This is a genomic window from Microbacterium sp. NPDC087592 (assembly GCF_044743585.1).
Lineage (GTDB): Bacteria > Actinomycetota > Actinomycetes > Actinomycetales > Microbacteriaceae > Microbacterium.
In genome coordinates, this window is the sequence record NZ_JBIUWT010000001.1 from 1,408,902 (window position 1) to 1,433,129 (window position 24,228).

General features: G+C 69.4%; 23 protein-coding genes. 12 read left to right on the top strand and 11 right to left on the bottom strand.

From position 1 onward, the window contains the following. Positions 1-66: 66 nt before the first annotated feature. The 4 genes from ACIOTO_RS06650 to ACIOTO_RS06665 form a co-directional block, all read right to left on the bottom strand. Positions 67-975 (bottom strand): glycine betaine ABC transporter substrate-binding protein, encoded by a 909-nt coding sequence (locus ACIOTO_RS06650; RefSeq protein ID WP_372467860.1) that lies wholly within the window; start codon positions 973-975, stop codon positions 67-69. 51 nt (positions 976-1,026) lie between these two features. Beyond that, positions 1,027-1,983: an ABC transporter permease gene (locus tag ACIOTO_RS06655; RefSeq protein WP_400857144.1), complete on the bottom strand. Its 957-nt coding sequence runs from the start codon at positions 1,981-1,983 to the stop codon at positions 1,027-1,029. Continuing rightward, positions 1,983-3,284, bottom strand: a complete 1,302-nt coding sequence (locus tag ACIOTO_RS06660; RefSeq protein WP_372467858.1) for a glycine betaine/L-proline ABC transporter ATP-binding protein — start codon at positions 3,282-3,284, stop codon at positions 1,983-1,985. Before ACIOTO_RS06660 ends, ACIOTO_RS06655 begins: the two co-directional genes overlap by 1 nt. Positions 3,285-3,622: 338 nt before the next feature. Continuing rightward, positions 3,623-4,753 (bottom strand): class I SAM-dependent methyltransferase, encoded by a 1,131-nt coding sequence (locus ACIOTO_RS06665; protein ID WP_400857145.1) that lies wholly within the window; start codon positions 4,751-4,753, stop codon positions 3,623-3,625. Between the two features lie 107 nt (positions 4,754-4,860). On the opposite strand from ACIOTO_RS06665, the gene ACIOTO_RS06670 reads away from it, so the two are divergent. The 4 genes from ACIOTO_RS06670 to ACIOTO_RS06685 all read left to right on the top strand — a co-directional run bounded on the left by ACIOTO_RS06670 (position 4,861) and on the right by ACIOTO_RS06685 (position 8,144). Beyond that, the gene (locus tag ACIOTO_RS06670) at positions 4,861-5,250 is read left to right on the top strand and encodes a GntR family transcriptional regulator (protein WP_105712180.1); all 390 of its coding nucleotides are present in this window, start codon (positions 4,861-4,863) and stop codon (positions 5,248-5,250) included. Next, the gene (locus ACIOTO_RS06675; protein ID WP_400857146.1) at positions 5,247-6,164 is read left to right on the top strand and encodes an ABC transporter ATP-binding protein; all 918 of its coding nucleotides are present in this window, start codon (positions 5,247-5,249) and stop codon (positions 6,162-6,164) included. Before ACIOTO_RS06670 ends, ACIOTO_RS06675 begins: the two co-directional genes overlap by 4 nt. Beyond that, the gene (locus ACIOTO_RS06680) at positions 6,164-6,850 is read left to right on the top strand and encodes a hypothetical protein (RefSeq protein WP_105712178.1); all 687 of its coding nucleotides are present in this window, start codon (positions 6,164-6,166) and stop codon (positions 6,848-6,850) included. The genes ACIOTO_RS06675 and ACIOTO_RS06680 overlap by 1 nt, the downstream gene beginning before the upstream one ends. A gap of 187 nt (positions 6,851-7,037) precedes the next feature. After that, positions 7,038-8,144, top strand: coding sequence for an aromatic acid exporter family protein (locus ACIOTO_RS06685; RefSeq protein ID WP_400857147.1), 1,107 nt, complete (start codon positions 7,038-7,040; stop codon positions 8,142-8,144). A 12-nt stretch (positions 8,145-8,156) separates the two neighbouring features. Here the strand turns inward: ACIOTO_RS06685 and ACIOTO_RS06690 are convergent, their stop codons facing one another. After that, entirely contained in the window at positions 8,157-8,747 is a 591-nt protein-coding gene (locus ACIOTO_RS06690; protein ID WP_029263209.1) for a helix-turn-helix domain-containing protein, read from the bottom strand. Positions 8,748-8,821: 74 nt separating this feature from the next. On the opposite strand from ACIOTO_RS06690, the gene ACIOTO_RS06695 reads away from it, so the two are divergent. Beyond that, a complete protein-coding gene (locus tag ACIOTO_RS06695; RefSeq protein WP_400857148.1) occupies positions 8,822-10,198 on the top strand; it encodes an MFS transporter in 1,377 nt (458 codons plus the stop codon). A 24-nt stretch (positions 10,199-10,222) separates the two neighbouring features. On the opposite strand, the gene ACIOTO_RS06700 is transcribed toward ACIOTO_RS06695, so the two are convergent. Then, a complete protein-coding gene (locus ACIOTO_RS06700; protein WP_400857149.1) occupies positions 10,223-10,441 on the bottom strand; it encodes an SCO4848 family membrane protein in 219 nt (72 codons plus the stop codon). Positions 10,442-10,564: 123 nt separating this feature from the next. Between ACIOTO_RS06700 and ACIOTO_RS06705 the strand changes: the two genes are divergently transcribed. The 4 genes from ACIOTO_RS06705 to ACIOTO_RS06720 all read left to right on the top strand — a co-directional run bounded on the left by ACIOTO_RS06705 (position 10,565) and on the right by ACIOTO_RS06720 (position 15,821). Then, on the top strand, positions 10,565-11,191 hold the full coding sequence (locus ACIOTO_RS06705) for an RNA polymerase sigma factor (RefSeq protein ID WP_400857150.1): 627 nt from the start codon (positions 10,565-10,567) through the stop codon (positions 11,189-11,191). Next, on the top strand, positions 11,188-11,643 hold the full coding sequence (locus tag ACIOTO_RS06710; protein ID WP_400857151.1) for a hypothetical protein: 456 nt from the start codon (positions 11,188-11,190) through the stop codon (positions 11,641-11,643). Before ACIOTO_RS06705 ends, ACIOTO_RS06710 begins: the two co-directional genes overlap by 4 nt. Before the next feature lie 56 nt (positions 11,644-11,699). Beyond that, positions 11,700-13,265 carry a S8 family peptidase gene (locus ACIOTO_RS06715; RefSeq protein WP_400857152.1) on the top strand — a complete coding sequence of 522 codons (1,566 nt, stop codon included), beginning with the start codon at positions 11,700-11,702 and terminating at the stop codon, positions 13,263-13,265. Positions 13,266-13,370: 105 nt separating this feature from the next. Then, complete coding sequence (locus ACIOTO_RS06720; protein WP_400857153.1) at positions 13,371-15,821, top strand: CHAT domain-containing protein; 2,451 nt, start codon at positions 13,371-13,373, stop codon at positions 15,819-15,821. 386 nt (positions 15,822-16,207) lie between these two features. On the opposite strand, the gene ACIOTO_RS06725 is transcribed toward ACIOTO_RS06720, so the two are convergent. From ACIOTO_RS06725 to ACIOTO_RS06745, 5 genes are read right to left on the bottom strand one after another with little or no spacing between them, the layout of a single operon-like run. Further along, complete coding sequence (locus tag ACIOTO_RS06725; RefSeq protein WP_400857154.1) at positions 16,208-16,984, bottom strand: DeoR/GlpR family DNA-binding transcription regulator; 777 nt, start codon at positions 16,982-16,984, stop codon at positions 16,208-16,210. Next, positions 16,984-17,826 carry a ketose-bisphosphate aldolase gene (locus ACIOTO_RS06730; RefSeq protein WP_400857155.1) on the bottom strand — a complete coding sequence of 281 codons (843 nt, stop codon included), beginning with the start codon at positions 17,824-17,826 and terminating at the stop codon, positions 16,984-16,986. The genes ACIOTO_RS06725 and ACIOTO_RS06730 overlap by 1 nt, the downstream gene beginning before the upstream one ends. After that, a complete protein-coding gene (locus tag ACIOTO_RS06735) occupies positions 17,823-18,767 on the bottom strand; it encodes a 1-phosphofructokinase family hexose kinase (protein WP_400857156.1) in 945 nt (314 codons plus the stop codon). Before ACIOTO_RS06735 ends, ACIOTO_RS06730 begins: the two co-directional genes overlap by 4 nt. Beyond that, the gene (locus ACIOTO_RS06740) at positions 18,764-19,756 is read right to left on the bottom strand and encodes an ROK family protein (RefSeq protein ID WP_400857157.1); all 993 of its coding nucleotides are present in this window, start codon (positions 19,754-19,756) and stop codon (positions 18,764-18,766) included. Before ACIOTO_RS06740 ends, ACIOTO_RS06735 begins: the two co-directional genes overlap by 4 nt. Before the next feature lie 24 nt (positions 19,757-19,780). Then, positions 19,781-20,677: an SIS domain-containing protein gene (locus ACIOTO_RS06745; protein ID WP_400857158.1), complete on the bottom strand. Its 897-nt coding sequence runs from the start codon at positions 20,675-20,677 to the stop codon at positions 19,781-19,783. Positions 20,678-21,006: 329 nt separating this feature from the next. Here ACIOTO_RS06745 and ACIOTO_RS06750 point away from each other — a divergent pair, with 329 nt between their 5' ends. The 3 genes from ACIOTO_RS06750 to ACIOTO_RS06760 are packed head-to-tail and all read left to right on the top strand — an operon-like array spanning position 21,007 to position 24,179. After that, entirely contained in the window at positions 21,007-22,251 is a 1,245-nt protein-coding gene (locus tag ACIOTO_RS06750; RefSeq protein ID WP_400857159.1) for an extracellular solute-binding protein, read from the top strand. 30 nt (positions 22,252-22,281) lie between these two features. Continuing rightward, entirely contained in the window at positions 22,282-23,256 is a 975-nt protein-coding gene (locus tag ACIOTO_RS06755; protein ID WP_181156372.1) for a carbohydrate ABC transporter permease, read from the top strand. Positions 23,257-23,258: 2 nt separating this feature from the next. Next, positions 23,259-24,179, top strand: a complete 921-nt coding sequence (locus ACIOTO_RS06760) for a carbohydrate ABC transporter permease (protein ID WP_181156371.1) — start codon at positions 23,259-23,261, stop codon at positions 24,177-24,179. Positions 24,180-24,228 lie beyond the last annotated feature (49 nt).

The window sequence follows — 24,228 nt, forward strand, 5'->3', positions numbered from 1 at the left end:
GATCTCCTTCGTATCGCGTGCCGACTCCGAGCGGATGCTGCGCCTCAGAGCCGGTGTGAGCTCAGGTCAGCTGGTGACGGTCCAGTCGAACTGGTCGCCGTACTCCTCGAGCCATGCGTCGACGGCATCCGCTTCCTTGCCCTCGCCGTACTCGTTGACCACGAGGTCTTCGAGCGCACCGTACTGCTCGTCGTCGAGCTTGATCTGCTCGATCAGCTCAGCCGCCTCGGGGAACTCCTCGGCGAAGCCCTTGGTGCCCAGGAAGTGCAGGCCCTCGGCCTTGCCCATGGCGCCCTTGGGGTCTTCGAGGTCCTTCACGGGGAAGGCGTCGTTGGCCCAGAACGGACGCCACAGCGTGACGACGATGTCTTCCTGCTTGTCGGTCGCGGTCTTCAGCTCGGTGAGCATGGCCGCGGTCGACGAGGTGACGAGCTCGTACTCGCTGTCGAGTCCGTACTCGGGCATCATCTTCTGGGTCTGGGCGGTGAGGCCGGCACCCGGCTCGATCCCGTAGATCTTGCCGTCGAAGTCGGCCGCCTTGCCCTTGAGGTCCTCGATCGAGGTGAGCTCCGAGTACTCCGGCACCGCGAGGGTGAGCTTGGCGTTCTCGTAGTACTTGCCCAGGTCTTCGATGTCGTCGCCGTACTTCTCCATGTACTCGGCGTGCGTGAGCTCGGGCCAGGCCGACGGGTACATGTCGACGTCACCCTGCGCGAGACCCGTGTACAGCGGGCCCGCCTCGGTGAGGGTCTTCATCTCGACCGTGTAGCCGATCTTCTCGAGCTGGTCCTGCAGCAGGTACGCGGTGCTCAGGCCGTCGGTCCACGAGGGCAGGAAGCCCAGGGTGATGGTGCCCTTGTCGTCGGCGTTGCTATCGCCGCCGCCCGTGCCGCCGGCGCCATCGCTGCTGCAACCCGCGAGGGTGAGCGCCGCTGCGGCGCCGAGGGCGGTGATCGCGAGGATCTTCTTCTTCATGTGATTTCTCTCTCTCAGTTCCGTATGGGTGTTGTTCCGTAGGGGTGAAACTCAGTGCACGAGTGCCGAGTCGGCATCCTGCGCCGAGGGCGCCTCGGCTGCGGGGGCGGATGCTGCTCCGCCACCGCCGCCGTGCGGCTTGCGGCGCCGCTCGATCATGCCGAGCAGCGACGAGCGGTTCTCGCCCGGGGCGCCCAGTGCGGCGGTGACCCGATCGAGGAAGACGGCGATCAGCACGACACCGAGACCGGCCTCGACACCCTTAGGGATGTTGATCGTCGAGATCGCCTCGACCACCATCTTCCCGAGGCCGTCGGCACCCGCCATTCCGGCGATGACCGCCATCGACAGGGCGAGCATGATGACCTGGTTGACGCCGGCCATGATGGTCGGCATCGCGAGCGGGAGCTGGATGCCGCGCAGGATCTGCCCCGGCTTGGCGCCGAACGCGTGCCCGGCTTCGACGGTCTCAGAGTCGACGCCGCGGATGCCGAGCTCGGTCAGACGCACGCCCGGGGGCAGCGCGAAGATCACGGTGGCGACGAGTCCGGGGACCACGCCGATGCCGAAGAAGACGATCGCCGGGATCAGGTACACGAACGCCGGCATGGTCTGCATGAAGTCGAGCACCGGCTTCAGCACGGCCCGCACGGTCGAGTTGCGCGCCGACCAGATGCCGAGCGGCACCGCGATCAGCACGGCGATGATGGCGGCGACGAGCACGAGTGCGAGCGTCTGCATCGCGGGCACCCAGAGGTCCATCCCGACGATCAGCCCGAACGACACGATGGTTCCGATGGCGAGCTGCCACGAACGCACGATCCAGGCGATGAGCGCGGCGATCACGATGATGACCGCGAAACTCGGCGTGAGCAGGATGCTCGTGAGCCCCTCGACGAGGAAGCTCATCACGAACGAGATGACGTCGAGCAGACCGTCGAGGTTGTCCTTGATCCAGTCGACGCCGGATTCGATCCAAATCCCTACGGGGATGCGGAAGCCGTCCATCAGCGCACCTCCTCCGTGGTCGGGGCATCGGCCGGGTCGGCGGTCCACCCGTCATCGAGCACCGCATCGATCTCTGCCTGCGGCATCGGCATCATCGGCAGGGTGATCTCCTCGGTCGCTCCGGGGCCGGGGCCCAGGGCGGCGAGCAGCGTCACACGCGGTATCACACCCGCCAGACGCCCCTCGGCATCCGTCACGGCCAGCGGCAGCGGGGACTCGACGGCGGGCACGAACAGGTTCATCAGCACCTCGTCCTCGCGCACGCTCTGCGGCACGGGCTTGATGATGGAGTCGAGGGTGGTGGCGCCCTGGCGCACGAGCTTGACCGCGTCGCGGTCGGTCACGACACCCACGAGCTGGCGGTCACGGCCGACGACGTAGGTCGCCGACATGTAGGCGTCGCGCATCTGGCGGAGCGCGGTGCGCGGACCGGCGGTGTGCGGCACGACGGGGCGCGGGCGCTCCATCACGTTCGCGGCGGTGAGCACACGGGCGCGGTCGACGTCCTGCACGAACTGCTCGACGTAGTCGTTGGCCGGGTCCATCAGGATGTCCTCGGGCGTGCCGATCTGCACGATGCGGCCGTCGCGCATCACGGCGATCCGATCACCGAGGAACATGGCCTCATTGAGGTCGTGCGTGATGAACACGATCGTCTTCTGGAGCTTCTGCTGCAGCTCGAGCAGCTGCTCCTGCATCTCGCGGCGGATCAGCGGGTCGAGCGCGCTGAACGCCTCGTCCATGAGCAGGATGTCGCTGTCGGCGGCGAGCGCACGGGCGATTCCGACGCGCTGCTGCATTCCGCCGGAGAGCTCGGAGGGAAGCTTCTCGCCCTGACCTTCGAGTCCGACCAGCGAGAGGATCTCCTCGGCCTTGGCCAGGCGCTCGGCCTTCGAGGCCCCCTTGAGCTCGAGCGGATAGGCGACGTTCGCGGCGACCGTGCGGTGCGGCAGCAGAGCGAAGTGCTGGAATACCATCGAAATGCGGTCGCGACGGATCTCGCGGAGCCTCGAGGCGGGGATGCCGGTGATCGGGTCGCCGTTCACCGTGACGGTGCCCGACGTGACGTCATGCAGCCCGTTGAGCATGCGGATGATGGTGGACTTGCCCGATCCGGACAGGCCCATGATGACGAAGATCTCACCGCGGTTCACGGTGAAGCTGGCGTCGATGACCGCCGCGGTCCCCGCATCGGCGACGGCCGTGCGACTCTCTCCGGCCTTCAGACGGCGGACGGCGGTGCTCGGATTCTTACCGAAAACCTTGTATAGATTGCGCGCTTCGAGAGCGATTTCGGACACGTTTCCCCCGCGGCTCGCCTTCGGGTGGCTGAGCCTGCTTCGGTTACGCCCGGGTGAGGCTCTCGGGGCCGTTCGACATGATCGCTGTGGCGGCACAGACGGCGGATTTCGGATCCGCCGCGATAGAGCATCGACCGTACGCCCACGCCTCTTCGCAGCACAGCTCATCGAAAGAAGGACGTGACCGCGGACTGGTCTTCGGACCGTCAGGCCCGCATTCCAACGTAACGAAATGGCCGATCAGGGGCAAATCCTGGGTCGGCCGGCAGTGCGAATTTCAGCGGCTGACCGGGGGATTGCACGGGGGTTCAACAATCCCCACCGAGACCGTTTCGAGGTCAGGATCGACGTGATTCGGAGCTGCGGATGCTGCGCGTCACGGTGAACTTCGGGGTGCGCGACAGCTGTTCCGTGGTACCGATCAGACGGGTGAGTTCGGCCCGATAGCCGAGCGAGGAGTTGTACACCGTGAAGAGTTCTCCCCCGGGTCGGAGCACGCGCGCGGCGGCCTCGAACAGACGGGTCGCGGCACCCGTGTGCACACTCGTTCCGAGGTGGAAAGGCGGGTTCAACAGCACGACGTCGACACTCGCGTCCGGGATCTCGGAGGCCGCGTCGTCGTGCGTGACCGTGATGCGGCCGGCGACCCCGTTCGCGGCAGCCGTCGCGCGGGCCGAGGCCACTGCCGCAGCCGACCGATCGGTCGCGATGACCTGCGCCTCGGGATGGGCGAGTGCATACGAGACAGCGAGTGCGCCGGTGCCGCAGCCGAGGTCGAGCACGCGGGATACGGAGCCTCCGCCCCGGGAGCCGAGCACCTCGAGCAGCACGCGGGTGCCGATGTCGAGGCGGGCGCCGGCGAACGCCCCGCCGTGCGCGACCAGAGTCAGCCCGTCGTGCTGCGCAGCGACGGGGAACGGCGGATCGGCGGGCACAGGACGAGCGTCGGAGACCTCGATCAGCCGGGACTTCCGCTCGGCACGCTGGGGCTGCACGTGCGCGAAGCTGCGCCCGAGCACCTCGTTCTGCGCGAGCGTCATGTGCTTCACACGGCCGCCGGCGACGAGCACCACATCGGATGCGCTCCAGCGGGCCACGGCATCCGCGATCTCCTCGAGCTCCGCGAGCGACTTCGGCAGCTGCAGCAGCACGAGCCGTGCACCGGAGAGCAGCTCCGCATCGAGCTCATGCGCGGTGAAGCCGGCGAGCCCGAGATCCTCGGCATTGCGCTCCAGTGCACGACGGCCGGTCGCGAGATCTTGATGCACGCGGATGCCGTGCCGCCCGGCATCCGTCAGAGCCAGCGTGATCGCGCCGTATTCGTCACCGATCACGACGGTTTCGGAGCCCGGGATGTCGAGGGAGAGCGCCCGCTCGACGAGCAGCAGATCGGTCGCGTCATGGGCCTGGAGGTTGTCCGCCTCGACGTCGGGCCACCGGCGCAGGCGACTGTAGGGGAACTCCGGCACCAGCCCACTGTACGCGGGCGTCCGCCTGCACACGCCCGGGGTTGACACCGGACGGGTTCCATGGTTACTTAGTCGAGTAAGTAACCCACTAACCCACCGGAGGACTCGTGATCGAAGAAGGCAAGCCGCTCTTCCTCCAGATCGCCGAGCAGATCGAGGACTCGATCGTCGACGGCTCACTCGCCGAGGAGGCACAGGCCCCTTCGACGAACGAGCTCGCCGCGTTCTACCGGATCAACCCCGCAACCGCAGCGAAGGGAGTCGCCATGCTCACCGACAAGGGAGTGCTCTACAAGCGCCGAGGCATCGGCATGTTCGTCGCCGACGGGGCGAGGGAAGTCCTCCTCGGCGAGCGCCGCGCGCTGTTCGCCGACCGCTACATCGATCCACTCCTCGCCGAGGCCCGCACCCTGGGTCTCGGCGCCGAAGACCTCGCGGCACTGCTCCGGCAGCGCGCCGCACTCACCACCGACGCAGAAGGGAAGAACCCCGCATGACCGCCGTCATCGAGGTGCAGAACCTCAACAAGCGCTACAAGGAGAAGCGAGCGCTCGACAACGTCTCGCTCAGCATCGAAGGCAACGCCATCTACGGCCTTCTCGGTCGCAACGGCGCCGGCAAGACCACCCTCATGTCGATCCTCACCGCCCAGAACTTCGAGTCCTCGGGCTCGGTCCGGGTGTTCGGCGAGCACCCGTACGAGAACGCGCACGTGCTCGGCCGGATCTGCTTCGTCCGGGAGAGCCAGAAGTACCCGGACGACGCCTACCCGAAGCACGCGTTCAAGGCTGCGAGCCTGTTCTTCCCCCACTGGGATCAGGCGTTCGCCGACGAGCTCATCGCGGAGTTCCAGCTGCCGATGAAGCAGACGATCAAGAAGCTCTCCCGCGGCCAGCTCTCCGCGGTGGGCGTGATCATCGGACTCGCCTCGCGCGCCGAGATCACCTTCTTCGACGAGCCCTACCTCGGACTCGACGCGGTCGCCCGGCAGATCTTCTACGACCGACTGGTCGAGGACTACGCCGAGCACCCGCGCACGATCATCCTGTCGTCGCACCTGATCGACGAGGTCTCCAACCTCATCGAGAAGGTCATCGTGATCGACAACGGCCAGATCATCCTGAACGAAGACACGGATGCCGTCCGCGAACGCGCCGTCACCATCGTGGGCGAGGCCGCCAAGGTCGACGCCTGGGTCGCGGGCCGAGAGGTGCTCCACCGCGAGGCTCTCGGGCGCGTGGCATCCGTCACCGTGCTCGGCCGTTTCAGTGCAGAGGAGCGGGCCGAGGTCACGGCATCCGGCCTGGATCTCGCTCCGGTCTCGCTGCAGCAGCTCGTCGTCCGTCTCACCCAGAAGGCGGAGGCCCACTCCGCCACGAATGACTCCGGCGCGAAAGAGGAGGTCCGCTGATGCGACGCACAGTCAACGTCATCCGCCTGCAGCTGATCAACAAGGGCACCTTCGTCTGGTACCCGCTGATCATCCTCGCCGCAGCGGTGGTGATCTCGGTCCTCATCTACGCGATGATCCCGGTCGACACCCCGAAGTACGGCGGCGGCGGTCAGGCTCCGCTCTGGTACTTCTTCGCCATCGGGATGTCGGCGATGACGCTCACCTTCCCGTTCTCGCAGGCGATGAGCATCACCCGCAGGGAGTTCTTCTTCGGCACGCTGCTCACCGCGATACTCGGCAGCGCGATCATGGGCGTACTGTTCCTCATCGGAGGCGGCATCGAGGTGGCCACCGACGGATACGGCATCAACGGCTACGTCTTCTACCTGCCGTGGCTGTGGGATGCGGGTCCGGGCGGCGCCTTCGTGGTCTACTTCACCCTCGCGCTGTTCTTCTTCGTGCTCGGCTTCACCGGCGCGACGATCTACAAGAGCTGGGGACAGCTGGTGCTCATCATCGTGGGCATCGCGCTCTCCCTGGTGCTGCTCGGCCTGGTGTTCCTGGTGACGCGGCTCGACCTCTGGTCGCACGTCGGCGCGGGGATCATGGACCTCGGCGCGCTCGGTCTCGCACTCTGGGGCCTCCTCGCCACCGCGGTGCTCACGGGCGTCTCGTTCCTCGCCTTCCGGAGGACCATCCCGTAAGCGCACCTCCGCCCGCCGCACCTCTCGACGCCGGTCACCCTCCCTGGGGTGGCCGGCGTCGTCGCGTCTGCGCGCTACCGGTACCCGGCCGAGGAAGCAACCCGCTCGTCGGCCGCGCACCGGGCGCATACGCTCGCGGAATCACCGGCACCACGCCCCACCCGCACGCGCCGAAAGAGAGGATGCCGTGACGCAGAGCCAGCCTCGATTCCGCGCACGCCGCGCAGGCATCGCACACGCCCTCCGCGAAGCCGTCCTCCCCGCACGCCTGCTGCTCGTCGCGAAGACGATGCTCGCGGTCGGTCTCGCCTGGCTGATCGCTCCGCACATGCCGGGGGTCACCGACGAGTACCCCTACTACGCCCCGCTCGGGGCACTGTTGAGCATGTACCCCACGCTGATGGGGTCGGCGAAGTCGAGCTTCCAGACGCTGCTCGGGCTCGCCGCCGGCATCGGCCTCGCCACGGTGGTGGTGCTCACGGTGGGGCCCACGTGGTGGACCATCCCGCTCGTCGTGGGTGTGGGAGTGCTCGTCTCCGGAACGGGCTGGTTCGGTGCCGGACGCGAATACATCCCGATGGCCGCGATGTTCGTGCTGATCATCGGCGGACAGAACGCCGACGAGTACTCCCTCGGATACCTCACGCAGACCGCGGTCGGGATCGTCATCGGCCTCGTGGTCAACGTCCTGATCGCGCCCGCACCGCTCACCGGAGTGGCGGCGGCGCGCCTGGGGGCCTTCCGCGAGCAGCTGGCCCGGCATCTCGACGACATCGGATCGGCGGTCTCCGAGTCCTGGCCGCCGGAGCACGAGCAGTGGGCCGACGACGCGGCCTCCCTCGCCGACACCGCAGGTGAGTTGCGGGCAGCGCTCGCGGAGGCCGACGAGAGCCGACGGGGCAATCCCCGGGCGAAGGGCCACCGATCGCGGATGCAGCAGAGCCACGAGGAGCTCGCGGCACTCGACCGGATCGCGCACCTCATCCGCGACATCTCGGACGAGATCGCCGACACCATCTGGGACCGGCCGGCCGGCATCGCTCTCGACCCCGCACTGCCCGAGCCGCTGTCCGCCGCGTGTCACGCCGTGGCGGAGGTGATCGCGCGCGGCGACGCCTCGACCCCGGAAGACCATCGCATCCGCGGCGAGGCCGCCCGTGCGACGCGGCTCCTCCTCGAGATGGTCGACAGCCGCACCGTCGATGTGCGTCGTTCGATGGGCCCCGGGGTGCTCACCGCGATGCACCTGCGCCGCATCCTGATCCTCAGTGGAAGCCCGTCGACGGACGACTGATCCCGGACCGCGTCAGATGGTGTCGTCGGCGGCGATCACGTCCACCTGCCAGTAGCGGCCGTCGGGGTCGGCACTGTCGTGCGCGTCATCGGCGGCGCTCAGCACATCGTTGATCTTCACCATCGCGTCGTCGAACTCGGACTCGGTCAACCGGATCGTCCTCTGGGTGAAGGCGGCGTGCACCTCGGTCGTGCGTCCGGCGACGTACTCGGGGGTCCAGGCGGTCACCCGGCGCATCAGATCGTGATGGTCCTCCACCAGCGCGGCGATCACCGCGGTCCCGAGCTCCTCGTCGGCCACGGGGCTGTCCGGGCCGCCCACGTTGAGGGGACCCTTGTGCCCGGTCCAGACACGATCACGCCGGTCGCGGGCCTGCTCGGGCGCCTCTTCGATGAGACCGGCATCGGCGAGTGCGCGCAGGTGGAAGCTCGCGCTGTTGGCCGGCACCCCGAGCTCGGCGGCGATGTCCGCCGCTCGCAGGAAGTCTCGCCGCGAGAACAGGCGGATCATCTGTCGACGCAGCGGGTGGGAGTAGGCCTTGAGCATGGCCGAGGTCATCCAGACGGGATCGTCGCCCTTGCTCTCGCTGGTGTCGGCTGCCATGCCCTGATCCTACCCGCACCCAAAATTGCGCAATAGAACTTGCGCAATTGTTCTTGCGCAACTACTCTCGACGCATGACCACCCTCACCGAGTCGCATCGCCTGTGGCACAACGGCCGCTACCTCACCTGGTTGCTGAGCGACACGAGCAAGGGCCTCGCGGCAGCGCTCTTCGGGTTCGCGATCCCGCTGCTCGCGCTCATCGTGACGAACGATCCCGCTCAGGCCGGAATCATCGGCGCGGCCGGAATGATCGCCCGCCTGCTCATGACCCTCGCCGGCGGGGTTCTCGCCGACCGTCACCGCCGCATCGCGCTGATGCTGCTCGGATCGCTCATCGGCATCGTGCTGGCGGGGGCCTTCACCCTGCTCGCCCTCGGTGACGCGATGACCTTCGGTTCGCTGCTGGTGATCGACATCCTCCTCGCCGCCCGCAGCGGACTCTTCGACGTCGCCGGCGAGAGCGCGATCAAGGAGATCGTCCCCGACGACGCGATGGGTCGCGCGCAGGCCGCGAACCAGGGTCGCGATGCCGCCCTCCAGCTCGCGGGCGGCCCGCTCGGCGGCCTGCTCCTCGGCATCGGCGGCTGGGCGGTCGGCGTCGTCATGACCCTCTGCCACGCGATCGCCGCCCTGACCGCCTGGATGCTGGGGCGCCAGGCGCGTCGTGCCGGGGTGGTCGACACCGGAGCAGCCGGCGAAAACGGAGACGACCCGGACGACCCGCGGCGCGTGGTGGCAGAACACGCCGTCGCCGCGACGGATGACCTGGGTTTCGGCACCTCTGCGTCGGCCGCCCCCGCGAAGCGGAACGCCTGGGCGGAGCTGCGAGAGGCGTTCGCCTGGCTGCTCTCCCGGCCCGACCTCGGCGGCGTCCTGCTCATCACCACGGTCGTGAACCTCGGGTTCAACGCCGCGATCACCACCGTCATCTACTCGCTGCAGCAGGACGGCCACTCCGAGCTCCTGATCGGCACGCTGAGCGCATCGATCGGGGCGGTGATGCTCGTCGGCGCCGTGTGCGCCCCCCTGCTCGTCCCCCGCATCAAGGCCGGGATCCTGACGATCGCCGGGCTCTCGGTCGCGACCGTCGGGGTGATGGCGCTCACGATGGTCACGACACCCTGGGCGATCGCCGTCGTGCTCGGCGCCTCGGTGCTGCTGGTGCCCGCGCTCAACGCCGGGATGATGGGCTACTTCATGGTGGCGACGCCGACGCACCTGCTCGGCCGTGCCAACAGCGCCGCGGGAGTGCTCGGCATGGGGGCGATGCCGCTCGCGCCCCTCATCGCCGGCTTCGGTCTCGCCTGGATCGGGCGGGAATGGACGCTGCTGCTCTGCGCCGCGCTGTGCCTGGCATCCGTGGCTCTGGCCGTCGGCAATCGGGCACTGCGCGCGCTGCCGGTCGAGTCGCGGTGGGCCGCGCATGCGAAGGAGTTCGAGTCGGCCTGACCCGCTCCCGGAAGAGGTGCGGCGCTAGAGGGCGCCGGTCAGCGCCGCGACGCCGGCGAGCACCGAGACCAGTGCGAGCACCAGGGCGATCGCGATGAGGACGGCGTGCACCTTGAGGAATGCGGTGGCCTTGCCGTTCTCGTCGCGCGCACGCGGATCGTGGGCGACGCGCTTGTAGAACTGCGGCCAGACGACGGCGTTGAAGGCGGCGTTGAGGAAGAGCACGACGGAGAGGACGATCACCCCTCAACGCTATCGAGGTCCGCCCCCACGCCCGACCGCCGGACGAGCGCGGAATTACTGGATGAAGTCATGTATCAGAAACCTCTTGCCGTGCTCCTGGTAGGTGTGATCACAATGGGCTTCATGATCGACGGCGCACCCGGCGCCGCTCTCGATCCTGCTTCGGATGACGGGCGCGCACGCTGGGAGCGCGCCGCGGATCTGTTCGGCGCATGGCGCGAGGGCGATGGCCGCGCGATGGACGAGCTCGTACGACTGATGACCCCCGTGCTCTGGCATGTGGTGCGCGCGTACGGGCTCGAACGCACGCTCGCGGAAGACGTGGTGCAGACCACCTGGCTGCAGCTCGTGCGCGGCCACGGTTCGATCAGCGACCCGCGGGCGGTGTCGGCCTGGCTCACGACCACCGCCCGGCGCGAGGCCTGGAAGGTCGCCAAGGCGCACGGCAAGATCGACACGACCGTCGACGACGACCTCGATGCTCTCCTTCCCGAGCAGGCTTCGGCCGAGGAGCACGCGACGCTCGGCGACGAGAACCGACGGCTGTGGACGGCCGTGCGCCGCCTCAACGAACGGTGCCAAAAGCTCCTGCGCGTGATCGCCTTCGAAGACCGGCCCGACTATGCGCGCATCGCGAGCGACCTCGCGATGCCCATCGGAAGCATCGGCCCGACGCGCAATCGCTGCCTGGCCAAGCTCCGCGCGCTGCTGGACGCACCGCCGACCGCCCAGGCGGGGGGATTCGCATGAGCGCTCACGAGGACGCCGAGATGTTCGCACGCCTCCGCACGCTCTGGAGCGACGTCGACCCCGTGCCCGCGGGCTTGATCGACCGCATGGTCGCCGCCGTCGCCGCCGACGGACTGAACCGCGAGTACGCGCTGCTCACCCTCGTCGAGGGGCAGTTCGGCGCCGTGCGGGGCGAGGCGGATGCGCTCACCCTGCAGTTCAGCGACGGCACCACCAGCATCCTGCTGCACGTGACGACCACCACATCCGGCCGCCGCCGCGTCGACGGCTGGGTCGACACCGGCGCCGCGGAGGTCTTCCTCACCCAGGGCGAGAAGACGATCTCCGCCGCTCCGGAGGAGACCGGACGCTTCGCGTTCGACGAGGTGCCACCCGGTCTCACGCGCGTGCGCCTGGCGACCGCGATCGGGGACGAGACGCGCACGCTCGCGACCCCGCAGTTCGAGCTGTGACCACGGGCACCGCCCGTCGATGAAGCCGCGGGGCGACCCGCACCGAGAGGATGACGATGGAGCAGCCCAAGGGATGGACCTGGCAGGACCGCGCGGAGGGATCGATCCGCCGGGGAACGGCCCTCGATCCGAGCACGGAGCCGGTGGACGGCATCCGCGCCTTTCCGACCGCCTACCTGCCGGAGCGACTGCTGATCACCCGAACGCTCGGCGACGAGGAAGCCTACGACCAGGAGGTACGGACGCTGCGCGATGCGGCGGACACCTTCGGGTGGCAGCTCGAGGAAGAGCGCGGAGCGCGACGGATCGGCGACGGCGAGCTGGTTCCGGGCGTCGCCGGGTTCCAGCGCCTGCTGTTGACGACCCCCGTCGAGCCGGTGGGCGGCGAGGCCCCGTTCTCGCCCGACGCCTGGCGGGTGCTCCAGCGTGCCCGGCGCATGTCGCACTCGCCCATGCCGCGCACGAGCCTGGACCACGTGCTGTCCATCGATCCGGTCGGGCTCAACCCGTTCACCCGGACCAATCCCTTCACGCGGACCAACCCGTTCACCCGGACCAACCCGGTGCGCGGTGAGGGCGCCGCGGGCAGCGACGACTACCTCGAGCCCGGGAGGGGCGCACGACAGCCGGTGACCTGGCTGGGCCCGGCTCCCGTGCGCGCACCGGCGCCGAAGCGCGGGCGGCGACCCGTCGTCGCGGTGCTCGACACGGGATGCGGCGAGCACGCCTGGCTTCCCGACGACATCGTCACCCGGCATGTCGACCTCGACGGCGTGCCCGTGGGCCTGACGGACGACGCCGACCCGGAACGCTACCCCGACCTGTACGGACAGCTCGACGGCGCGATCGACGCGGTCGCCGGCCACGGCACGTTCATCGCGGGGCTCGTGCGACAGGCGGCTCCGGATGCCGACATCCTCTCCATCCGCGTGGCGGGCGCACTGGGCGTGGTCGACGAGAGCACCCTGCTCGACACGCTCGCGCAGGTCGTCACGCTGCTGATCCGGCACCGCGAGGACCCGACGACGGGCTTCCCGATCGACGTGCTGAACCTGTCCCTGAGCTACTACCACGAGACTCCGGTCGACAAGATGTTCAGCCTCACGCTGCACCAGCTGCTGGCCAAGGCCCGCGAGCTCGGCTGCGTGGTCGTGTGCTCGGCGGGCAACGACGCCATCGATCGGCCCTCGTTCCCGGCATCGCTGTGGCCGTGGCCGGACTCGGACAACGGCATCCCGCACGACGACGGCACCCCGCTCGTGTCGGTCGGGGCGCTCAACCCCTCGGCGCAGTCGGTCGCCCTCTTCTCGAACGTCGGCCCGTGGGTGCAGACCTACGCCCCGGGCGCCGCCGTGGTGAGCACCTCGCCCGCCTTCGTCGGAGGCTCTCAGGCGGCGACTCGCGCAGACGTCGACGGCCTCCGCCGGGAGACGATCGACCCCGACGACTATCGAGGCGGATTCGCGATCTGGAGCGGCACGTCGTTCGCGGCCCCCTACGTCGCCGGACGCATCGCCGCGCAGCTCGGCACCGTGCCGGTCGGCGGGGTGGCCCCGAAGGCCGCGAAGAAGGCCGTCGCCGCCGTCCTGAAGTCCCTGCCGACACCCGTCGACCCGACCTGACCACCCCCGAGCCGGACCGTCCGCACCGATACGGGCGGTCCGACTTGGTGTTCGGCCTGCATCCGCGCTCTTCCGCACGGACGCGGGGCAGGGCATTCTGGACGGATGCCCCTGTCCGCCAACGAGCTGCACCGGCGCGGAGTCGAGGCGGCGAACGCGAGACGGTTCACGCAGGCGCGGCGCGCGCTCGACACGGCATCCGCCCGCACCGACGATCCCGACCTGCGCGCCCGCATCGACGGCACGACCGCCTACGTGCTCGCGCAGACCGGGCAGCCCGCGGCCGCCGAGCAGCTGTGTCGCGACGCCCTCCGCCGCTCCGGGCTGCGCGCCGAGACGATCGCCGTGCTCAGCGGCCAGCTCGGTGTGCTCCTCATGCACGCCGGCACGCTGGCGGCGGCCGAGGTCGAACTCAGCCGTGCCATCGACACGTTCACCGCGATCGGCGACGAGACCACCGAGCTCGCGAACTGCCTGATGAACCGCTCGGTCGTGCGCATGCAGCAGCGCGAGCTCGACACCTGCATGGAAGACCTGCGGCGCGCGGTGGCCGTGTACGAGGCGAACGACGACCAGGAGCCGCTCGCCGAGGCGCGGCACAACCTCGGCTACGCGGCGCTGCTCGGCGGAGACCTCGTCAGCGCACTCACCCTCATGACCCGCTCCCGTCCGACGCTCGCCGCGATCAGCGACCTGGCCGCCGCGATCAGCGACCTCGACCGCGCGGAGGTTCTTCGCGACGCCGGCCTGACCACAGAGGCGGAGACCCTGCTGGGTCGGGTCGCCGCGGAGTTCGGCGCGCAGCGGATGCAGCAGGCCAGGGGGGAAGCCGAGTTCCACCTCGCACGCTCGCTGCTGCGCCACGATCCGGCTGCCGCCGAGCGCACCGCCCGCACGGCGACACGGCGCTTCACCGCTCTCGGGAACCACGGATGGGCGGCCCGCGCCGAAGCGGTGCGGCTCGAAGCGCGGCAGCGTGCGAAGCCGGACCGCCCCGTCGACGCGCCCGCCTTCGCCCGCACCGCCAGAGCCCTCGACCATGCGGGATTCCGGACCGAGGCGACCGGCCTCCGCCTGAGCGCACGACGCGACGGGGCTGGGCGCCTCCCGCGGCTCGACGACAGCGCCCCGACACCGCTCCGCCTCCGCGCCCACGAGGTGAGAGCCGCGCGCGCGGCCGCACGAGGGCGCGACCGGGATGCGCTGCGAGCCGCCGCCGATGGCCTCGACCTGCTCACCACCTGGCAGCAGTCGTTCGGTGCCCTCGACCTGCAGGCCTCGGTCGCCATGCACGGCGCCGACCTGATGTATGCCGGCCTCTCCGCCGCCGCGCGCCTGCACGATCCTGCGACGATGTTCGAGTGGTCGGAGCGCGCCCGTCACCTCAGCCAGCAGGTCGCTCCGGTGCGGCCTCCGCGCGACGACTCGCTGGCCGTGGATCTGGCGGAACTGCGGATGCTGCGCGCCGAGCTCGCCGGCGCCGACTGGACCACGGACGCTCGCGTGCGCGTCCTTCGCGACCGGGTGCGGGAGCGGCAGTGGGCCGCGACAGGGGCGGGCGGCACCCGCGAGCGGCTGGGCCTCGCCGAGGCGACGGCGCTGCTCGATCCCGACACCGCCGTCCTGTCGTACATCTTCACCGGTTCCGCGCTGCACGCCATCGCGGTGACGTCGTCGGGGGCTACGGTCGTCGACCTGTCCTGGCCTCGTGTGCGATCCGCGCTCGACGGTCTGCGCGCCGACCTCGACATGGCCGCGATGACCCGCGGCGGGCTGATGGGTGCCGTGACCGCGCGCGCCCTCTCCGCGCGGTTGGCGCTGCTGGATGCCGAGCTGCTCGCGCCGCTGCTCTCGGCGGCGCCGTCGGCACGCCGTCTGGCGATCACGGTGCCCGGAGCACTCGGCGGGGTGCCGTGGGCGATGCTGCCGGGGATGACCGGGCTCCCCTTCACGCTCGCGACGTCGGTGTCGCGACTGCGGGGCGGCGCGGCCGTCGTCGGCAGACGCCCGTCGACGATCGGGTTCGCCGCGGGCCCGCGCGTCCCCCGCGCCGGCGAGGAGGTGCGGCGAGCCGCGGACACCTGGGACGGCGGGGGTGTGGCGACGCGGATCCTCGAGGGCGGCGAGGCGACGGTGGCGGCGGCCACCCGACTCGCGTCAGACAGCGACGTGCTGCACATCGCGGCGCACGGCAGACATGCGGTGGACAACCCCCTGTTCTCGGGTTTCGAGCTCGCCGACGGCATCCTCTTCGGCTACGACGTCGACCTGATTCCGCGCGTCCCCACGACCGTGATCCTCTCGGCCTGCGAACTCGGGCGTTCCTCGGTGCGCTGGGGCGAGGAGGCGCTCGGGATGACGCGGGTGTGGCTGCACGCGGGCGCGGACTGCGTGATCGCCGCCCCCGTCGCCGTGCCCGACGAAGTGGCGGCCGAGCTGCTGAGTGCCGTGCATGTCGGCCTGTCCGAGGGGGCGACACCCTCGGCGGCGCTCGCCCGAGCCACCGTCGACACCGGTCTCAGCGCCCCGTTCCAGTGCCACGGAGACGGATTCTGATCTTTTTCTCCATTCGGCGTATCAGAACCGGTGCCGCACGCTCCTGTTCTTCGGAAGGTGCCATGCGAAGGGCCTCGAAGGGTTGAGGCGCGAGGGAGGCGCAGTCGGATCTGGGGATATCAAGCGCGCTGGGGAGCGTGAGTACGACACGGACACCATCTGCTCGGGGGTGTCGCGGCATACAGCCGCGGCGCCCTCATAGGGCCTCGACGATCTGGGGACGTCGGGGCCCTTGGGGTGTCCGGGCTCACGTCTGTCCGCACGGCACTGCACCGCTCTCGAAGGAGTTCTCGCGTTCTGAAGGACTGGATGCGCGAATCGGTCCTTCAGAACGCGAGAACTCCTTCAGGCTGTGCGCTGAGGGCCCAGTCGCCGAACATCCCGGATCAGGCGACGAGCACCGCATAGCCGGCGGCGCGCAATGCGGCGAGCGCCTCCGCATCCGCTCCCGCATCCGTGATCACGGTCGGGAAGAGCTCGACGCCGCCGACCGCCGAGAACGCCTCGACCCCGAGCTTGCTGCCGTCGGTGACCACGACCGCGCGCCGGGCACGCTCCGCCATCATGCGGTTGACGGCGGCCTCGCGCTCATCCTGCGTGGTGGCACCCGCGGCGGCATCCATCCCGTTCACGCCGATGAAGGCGATGTCGAGCCGCACCCCGCGCAGCAGCTGTTCGACGAACGGACCGACGAGCTCGTAGCTGCGGGAGTGGATGACGCCACCGGTGACGACGACCTTGATGTCGGGCCGCGTGGCGAGCTGTGCGGCGATGTTCACGGCATTGGTGACGACGGTGATGCCGCCGTTCCCGGACAGGTCGTCTCGGGCGGCGAGTGCCGCCGCGATCGCGGTGGTCGTCGTGCCGCCGGACAGCCCGACCACCATGCCGGGGGCGACGAGGCCCGCCGCGGTCTGCGCGATGCTGTCCTTCTCCTGCGTGCGCAGGTGGCTCTTGTAGCGGATGGGCAGCTCGTAGGCGACGGCCTGTGCCACGGCGCCACCGTGCGTGCGGGTGAGCAGCCGCTGCTCGGCGAGGGTATCCAGGTCACGGCGGGTCGTGGCCGACGAGGCTCCGAACTGCTCCACCAGGTCTTCCACCGTGACCTCGCCGCTCGCCGCCAGCAGGTCGAGGATCGCGTTCAGGCGCGCCGCCCGCTTCATCAGGCCCCCTGCAGCGCGAACAGCCGGAGCATGCGGGCAGCCTCGACGGCGAGCGCATCGCGGGCAGGCGCGAGGTACTTGCGCGAGTCGACCAGCCGCTCATCCGCGTCGAGCTTCTCGCGCACCGCCCGGGTGAAGAAGCCGTTGAGGTGCGTGGAGACGTTGATCTTGGTCATCCCGGCGCGGACGGCGTCCGCGATCACGGCATCCGCCACCCCCGAGGATCCGTGCAGGACGAGCGGAACGGGCAGCACCGCTCGCAGCCGCGCGATCAGGTCGAGGTCGAGCGACGCCGTGCGGTCGGTCATCGCGTGGGAGGAACCCACCGCCACTGCGAGCGCATCGACTCCCGTCGCCGCGACGAACTGCCGGGCCTCGTCGGGATCGGTGCGCACACCCGGCGCGTGTGCACCGTTCTTGCCGCCCACCTCGCCCAGCTCACCCTCGACGTAGACCCCGGCCGCGTGCGCCCGGGCCGCGACGGATGCCGTGAGCGCCACGTTGTCGGCGTAGGGCAGCGCGCCGCCGTCGAACATGACCGACCCGAAGCCCAGCGCGATGGCCTCGTCGACCAGCTCGGGCCGTTCGGCGTGATCGAGGTGCACGGCGACCGGCGTCTGCGCGCGTCGGGCGACCGCGAGAGTGGCCAGAGCGATCGGCTCGAGCCCGCCGTGATAGTCGGCGCAGTTCTGCGAGATCTGCAGGATCACGGGCAACTCGGCGAGAGCTGCGGCACGCACGAGCCCCTCGGCGGTCTCGAGGTGGATCACGTTGAACGCGCCGATCCCCGTGCCGGCGGCGGATGCGGCGGAGACGAGGTCGCGAGCGGAGACGAGGGTCACGAAGGGTCCTTCCGGAACGATTCAGGGTCGGGATGCGAGACGCGCAGCTGCTGTTCGAGCTCGCGCCAGCGCGGGGAGATGTCCCCGGCGAGCGGGGCGAGCACCGCGGCAGCGGACCAGGCCGTGGCGCGGCGGAGGATCTGCTCGGGGTCGCGCTCGCCCTCCGCGTACAGCACGGCGCACGCGGCCACCCCGGCATCTCCGGCACCGGTCGGGTTGCCGGCAAGAGGTTCGTCGAGTCGCGCGTGCACGAGGTCGGAGGCGGTGACGGCGAGCATGCCGTCGGCGCCCAGCGAGAGCAGCACGAGCCCGACGCCGCGGGCGATCAGCGAACGGGCACCCTCGACGGGGTCGGTGATGCCGGTGGCGTCGACGAGTTCGGCCGCATTGGGCTTCAGCACGTCGGCACCGGCATCCGCCGCGCGCAGGAGCGCAGGACCCGAGGTGTCGGCGATGACCGGGATTCCGGCGTCCTTCCCCACCGCGATGAGCATCGGGACCAGCGACTCCGGGGCGCCCGGGGGCACACTGCCCGAGACGACGAGAACCCTCGCAGTCGGCAGCCGTTCGACGACCTCGGCGAGGAGATCGGCCCACTCGCTGTCGGTCGGGTTGATCCCGCGCTCGTTGATGACCGTCGTGGCGCCGGCGGTCTCGTCGACCACGGCGATGCTTCGCCGCGTGTCGGCGGCCACCGGCACGAGGGCGTGCGGCACTCCGCTGGCACGGAGCTCGGCGGCGAAATCCTCGCCGACGCGGCCGCCCGTCGTGGTGACCGCGAGGGCGTCCGCTCCTTCGGAGTACGCCACACGGGCGACGTTGAGCCCCTTGCCGCCGGCGCGCGCGACTCCGGCATCCGCCCGGTGCGTATCGCCCTCGACGAGCCGATCGATGTGCCAGGTGAGGTCGAGCGCGGGGTTGGGGGTGACGGTGAGGATCACGTGAGCTCCCTCGCGCGCAGGGCGGCACCGAGCAGGCCGGCGTTGCCGGAGAGTTCGGCGGGGACGAGCACGGGGATGCGGTGGAAGCTGAGCCGGTCCGCGAGGCGCCTTCGCAGTTCGTCGAAGAGCGCCCCACCGGCCCGCGAGAGACCTCCGCCGATAACGACGGCCTGCGGCGCGACGACCGCGGTGAGCTGCGCGAGCGACATCGTGAGGGCGTCGAGCGCCGAGTTCCAGATCTCTGCGGCGACCTCGTCGCCGGCAGCCGCGCGGGCGATCACGTCCTTGGCCCCGTCGGGTGCGACGCCGGTCGCCTCCCGGTAGCGCCGCGCGATGGCCCCGGCGGAGGCCACGGCCTCCAAGCAGCCGCGCGCGCCGCAGGGACAGATCGGCCCGTCCGCGATGGGAGAGTGCCCGATCTCGCCCGCGTAGCCACCGGCGGTGTACGGCACACCGCCCACGAGCAGGGCGCCGGCGATGCCCGTGCCGATCACGAGCACGACGGCATCGGCGTAATCGCGGGCACCGCCGAGGCGACGCTCCGCCCAGCTCGCCGCCCGCACATCGTGATCGAAGGCCACGGGCAGGCCCAGGCGAGCGGAGGCGAGGTCGCGCAGCGGCGAGTCGTGCCAGCCCAGATTGCTCGCGAAGACGCCCACCCCGGCCTCGGCATCCACGATCCCCGGCACCACGAGTCCGGCCGCCTGCGGAACGACGTCGGGATGCGCCGCACGGAGTTCGGCGGCCAGCACCTCGAGCCGCTCGAGCAGCACCTGCGTGCGGTCGCCGTCGGCGATCGGCGTGGGCGTGCGACGGAGCCCGAGCGCCGTCCCGTCGGCGTCGAACAGCGCCGACTTGACGTCGGTTCCGCCCACGTCGAATGCCAGGACGGGCGCGCCGACTCCGAGCCCGCGCACGTCGGAGAGCTTCTCTCCCGCCGCGTCGCGTTCGACGTCGGGAACGGCCGCTGCCGCGTCAGGGTCGATCATCATCGGCTCCGGCCATGCGTGGGGTCATGCATCCAGGATGACGGATCGCGTGAGGTTGCGCGGCTGATCGGGGTCGAGCCCGCGCTCCACCGCGCGGTCGAGCGCCGTGCGGTGCAGCCGCACGAGGTCGGCGAGCGGGTCGATCGCCCGCTTCTCGAAACGGGCACCGGTCGCGGTCACCTCGCCGGCGAGTCCCTCCGGAGCCTCGCCGAACTGCCACGTCACCCGGCCGGGAGCGGCGATGGCGATCGGACCGTGGCGGTAGTCCATCGACGGGTAGGCCTCGGTCCACGACTGCGACGACTCACGCAGCTTCAGAGCGGCTTCGTGGGCGAGACCGATCGTCCAGCCGCGTCCGAGGAACGTGTACTGCTCGGCGTCACGCAGCTCGTCATCGCCGGGCTCCGCGAGCACGGCCTCGGCATCGTCGATCGCCGCGGACAGGTCTTCGCCGAGCGAGGCACGGAACAGGGCGAGGGCCGTCGTGGCGAAGCGCGTCTGCACCACGGACTTCTCGTCCGCGAACGGCAGCAGCACCGCATCGTCGACGAGCGACGCGAGCGGCGACGTCGGGTCGCCGATGACACCGATCGTGCGGATGCGTCCCTTGACGCGGTCGACGAGCTCGAGCACCTCGCTGGTCGTGCCGGATCGTGTCAGCGCGACGACGGCGTCGTATCCCCGGTCGATGAACGCCTCGGAAGCGGCGAACGCATCCGTCTCGCCGTGCCCCGAGGACTCGCGGAGAGCGGCGTACGACTGCGCCATGAACCACGACGTGCCGCAGCCGACGACCGCGACCCGCGCACCGGTGGCGGGGAGCAGGCCCTGCTCGGCCGTGAGGTCGGCAGCCCGTGCCCACATCTGCGGCTGGGAGTGGAGTTCTTCGCGCATGTGCGCGCCGGGAAGCGATTCAGTCATCGGGGTGCCTTTCTGGCGAGACGTTGCATACTTGTGATTGTTTGAGGCCGGAATCAATCATAGTATGGCGGAAAACAACGACAACCCCCACTTACCCTTGATTTGTTTGTTCCCCTGACAAATAATCGGACAAGTTCCAACGCCTCGTCGTCGATTCCGATCGTCGCCGAGAACCCCCGAGCCCCGGCTTGAACGATCGCGGATGCCACCCGGCGAAGCGGTCACCACGCACTGTCGCGTGAGATGTGCTTGCGACTGTGCACCACACCCCCTTCCCGAAGCGGCCTGCCGCCGAGGGACGGACACTCACAGTGAGGAATGCAATACACATGAAGAAGTCACTGCGGTTCGGCGCCGCCGCCATTGCGGCCGTCGCCACGCTCTCGCTCGCTTCGTGCGGGTTCGGCGGATCGTCCGGAGACGGCGGAGGCGAAGAGGGCTCAGCGACCCTCGACCTGCTCGTCCCCAGCTACTCCGACGGCACCAAGGCGAACTGGGAGACCGTGATCGACGGGTTCGAGAAGGCCAACCCCGACATCAAGGTCAAGCTCGAGGTGCAGTCCTGGGACAACCTCGAGAAGGTCGTCTCCACCAAGATCCAGGCGGGCGAGGCTCCCGACATCTACAACGGCGGACCCTTCGCGGGCTTCGTCGGCGATGAGCTGCTCTACCCGACGGAAGACGTCGTCTCCAAGGAGACCTTCTCCGATTTCCAGGAGTCGTTCCTGAAGAACGCCGAGATCGACGGCACCGCCTACGCGCTGCCGATGATCGCGTCGGCCCGTGCCCTGTTCGTCAACAACGCGCTGCTCGACCAGGCCGGCGTCGAGGCGCCGACCGACTGGGACTCGCTACTGGATGCCGCGACCAAGGTGTCGGCTCTCGGCGGCGGCGTCGCCGGCTACGGCATGCCGCTCGGATCCGAAGAGGCTCAGGCCGAGGCGGCCGTGTGGCTGTGGGGCGGCGGCGGATCGTTCGGCGATGAGTCCGAGATCACGATCGACACCCCGGAGAACCTCGTCGGCGCCGAGCAGATCAAGAAGATGATCGACGCCGGTGCGACCCAGGCCGACCCCGGTTCGACGCAGCGCTCGCCCCTGATGGACATCTTCATCCAGGGCAAGATCGGCATGCAGGTCGGCCTCCCGCCGACGGTCGGCCAGATCGCCGACGGCAACCCCGACCTGGACTACTCCATCGTCCCGATCCCGACCAAGGACGGCTCGCCGTTCACGCTCGGCGTCATGGACCAGCTGATGGCCTTCGAGAACGACGGCGACAAGCAGGAGGCGATCACCAAGTTCTTCGACTACTACTACTCGGCCGACGTGTACGTGCCGTGGGTGCAGGCCGAAGGCTTCCTGCCCGTCACCAAGTCCGGCGCCGAGCAGCTCGCCGGCGAGGAGGCCCTCAAGCCGTTCCTCGACGTGCTGCCCGACGCCCAGTTCTACCCGTCGACGAACCCGAAGTGGTCCGCCGCCGATGGTGCGTTCAAGTCGCTGTTCGGTCAGCTGCAGTCGAAGCCGGCGCAGGATGTGCTGACCGAGATCCAGGCGCAGGTCGACGCGGGCTGAGCCCGCTGACGGAGAGGTTCGGGTACCCGAATGAGCCAGAAGACAGAGTCCTCGAACCTCGCGGGGGCGGCCACCACCGGCCGCCCCCGCCCCCGGAAGACCCCGGATGCCGTGCGCGGCAGGCCGGGCGGAAAGGACCTGCTCCAGGCTCTGCCCTGGATCGCACCCGCACTCCTCCTCATCATCGGCGTGGTGTTCTTCCCCGCCGGGGTGATGTTCTTCAACTCGACACGGGACATCTCGCTGTCGGGCCTCGACAAGGGATCGGTGGGCTTCGACAACTTCGTCACGGTCTTCACGTTCGCCGAGTTCTGGCCGATCTTCTTCCGCACGATCGTGTGGGTCGTGTCGGTCGTGCTGTTCACGGTCGTCATCTCGCTCGGCCTCGCGCAGATCCTCAACAAGGCGTTCCCCGGACGCCAGCTCGTGCGCATGGCCGTCATCGTGCCCTGGGCGGCATCCGTCGTCATGACGACGATGGTCTTCTACTACAGCCTCGAGCCGTATTTCGGGATCTTCAACAAGTTCCTCTACGACATCGGGCTCTCGGATGACGCCGTCGGGTACGGCTGGACCAAGAACCCCGCGACGGCCTTCACCTGGTCGATCGTGATCGCGATCTTCGTATCGCTGCCGTTCACGACGTACACGATCCTCGCCGGACTCCAGGCGGTCCCGGCCGACGCGATCGAGGCGGCGAAGATGGACGGCGCGAGCCCGGCCCGCACCTACTGGTCGATCATCCTCCCGCAGCTGCGCAGTGCGCTGGCGGTCGCGGTGCTCATCAACATCATCAACGTGTTCAACTCGCTGCCGATCCTGAAGGTGATGACCGGGTCGATACCGGGCTACGGCGCCGACACGATCATGACGCTCATCTTCAAGTACATCGAGCTGCAGAAGAAGGTGGATGTCGCGAGCGCCCTCTCGGTGGTCGCGTTCCTCATCGTCATCGTGATCGTCGCGGCCTACGTGAAGATCGTCAAGCCCATGAAGGAGGTCTGATCATGACCGTGACCGAGACTGCCCTCGTGACCACCGCCGGCGACGGTGCCGCCCCCCGCATCCCAGGGCGCAAGCGCCGCTACACCGAGGACCAGGTGACGCTCCCCCGCGTGATCCTGCGCATGGCGGCCGGATTCCTTGTGCTCGCGATCTTCGTGCTGCCGTACCTGATCATGTTCTTCGGCTCCGTGAAGACGAAGCCGCAGATCCGGTCGGTGGACCCGACCTACCTCCCCACGGAGTGGCACTGGGAGAACTACATCACGATGTGGTCGACCCCCGAGACGCCGCTGCCCTACAACCTGATCTCGACGATCGTGATCGCCGTGTTCGCGACGCTGCTCGTGCTGCTGGTGTCGCTGCCGGCGGCGTACTACACGGCGCGGTTCAAGTTCCCCGGCCGCATGGTGTTCCTGTTCCTCGTGATCATCACGCAGATGCTGCAGCCCGCCGTACTCACCTCGGGTCTGTTCCGACAGTTCACCGTGCTCGGGCTCGGCGACACCTGGATGGCGATGATCTTCATCAACGCCGCCTTCAACCTGTCGTTCGCCGTGTGGATCATGCACTCCTTCTTCGCCGGCATCCCGAAAGAGGTCGACGAGGCCGCGCAGATCGACGGCGCGGGGCGATTCACCGTGCTGTTCAAGATCAACCTGCCGCTCGTGTGGCCGGGCATCGTCACCGCGATCGTGTTCACGTTCGTCGCCTGCTGGAACGAGTTCGCGGCCTCCCTCGTGATCCTGTCGACCGACAAGAACCAGCCACTGTCGGTCGCGCTCACCAAGTTCGTCGGGCAGTACGAGACCAGTTGGCAGTACGTGTTCGGTGTCTCGATCGTCGCGATCCTGCCGGTGGTCATCCTCTTCATGCTCATCGAGAAGCGCCTGGTCGGCGGTCTGACCGCGGGCAGCGTCAAGTAGGCCGCGGTCGACGAAGGGCACGCCCGTTCAGTGATAGAAATCTCTGAGA

What these genes read in the sequence shown, in the direction of transcription:
- ACIOTO_RS06650 (WP_372467860.1), bottom strand. Translation starts at nt 975, where the DNA reads ATGAAGAAGAAGATCCTCGCGATCACCGCCCTCGGCGCCGCAGCGGCG.
- ACIOTO_RS06655 (WP_400857144.1), bottom strand. Translation starts at nt 1,983, where the DNA reads ATGGACGGCTTCCGCATCCCCGTAGGGATTTGGATCGAATCCGGCGTC.
- ACIOTO_RS06675 (WP_400857146.1), top strand. Translation starts at nt 5,247, where the DNA reads ATGACCGCCGTCATCGAGGTGCAGAACCTCAACAAGCGCTACAAGGAG.
- ACIOTO_RS06680 (WP_105712178.1), top strand. Translation starts at nt 6,164, where the DNA reads ATGCGACGCACAGTCAACGTCATCCGCCTGCAGCTGATCAACAAGGGC.
- ACIOTO_RS06690 (WP_029263209.1), bottom strand. Translation starts at nt 8,747, where the DNA reads ATGGCAGCCGACACCAGCGAGAGCAAGGGCGACGATCCCGTCTGGATG.
- ACIOTO_RS06695 (WP_400857148.1), top strand. Translation starts at nt 8,822, where the DNA reads ATGACCACCCTCACCGAGTCGCATCGCCTGTGGCACAACGGCCGCTAC.
- ACIOTO_RS06705 (WP_400857150.1), top strand. Translation starts at nt 10,565, where the DNA reads ATGATCGACGGCGCACCCGGCGCCGCTCTCGATCCTGCTTCGGATGAC.
- ACIOTO_RS06710 (WP_400857151.1), top strand. Translation starts at nt 11,188, where the DNA reads ATGAGCGCTCACGAGGACGCCGAGATGTTCGCACGCCTCCGCACGCTC.
- ACIOTO_RS06715 (WP_400857152.1), top strand. Translation starts at nt 11,700, where the DNA reads ATGGAGCAGCCCAAGGGATGGACCTGGCAGGACCGCGCGGAGGGATCG.
- ACIOTO_RS06720 (WP_400857153.1), top strand. Translation starts at nt 13,371, where the DNA reads ATGCCCCTGTCCGCCAACGAGCTGCACCGGCGCGGAGTCGAGGCGGCG.
- ACIOTO_RS06725 (WP_400857154.1), bottom strand. Translation starts at nt 16,984, where the DNA reads ATGAAGCGGGCGGCGCGCCTGAACGCGATCCTCGACCTGCTGGCGGCG.
- ACIOTO_RS06740 (WP_400857157.1), bottom strand. Translation starts at nt 19,756, where the DNA reads ATGATCGACCCTGACGCGGCAGCGGCCGTTCCCGACGTCGAACGCGAC.
- ACIOTO_RS06745 (WP_400857158.1), bottom strand. Translation starts at nt 20,677, where the DNA reads ATGACTGAATCGCTTCCCGGCGCGCACATGCGCGAAGAACTCCACTCC.
- ACIOTO_RS06750 (WP_400857159.1), top strand. Translation starts at nt 21,007, where the DNA reads ATGAAGAAGTCACTGCGGTTCGGCGCCGCCGCCATTGCGGCCGTCGCC.
- ACIOTO_RS06755 (WP_181156372.1), top strand. Translation starts at nt 22,282, where the DNA reads ATGAGCCAGAAGACAGAGTCCTCGAACCTCGCGGGGGCGGCCACCACC.
- ACIOTO_RS06760 (WP_181156371.1), top strand. Translation starts at nt 23,259, where the DNA reads ATGACCGTGACCGAGACTGCCCTCGTGACCACCGCCGGCGACGGTGCC.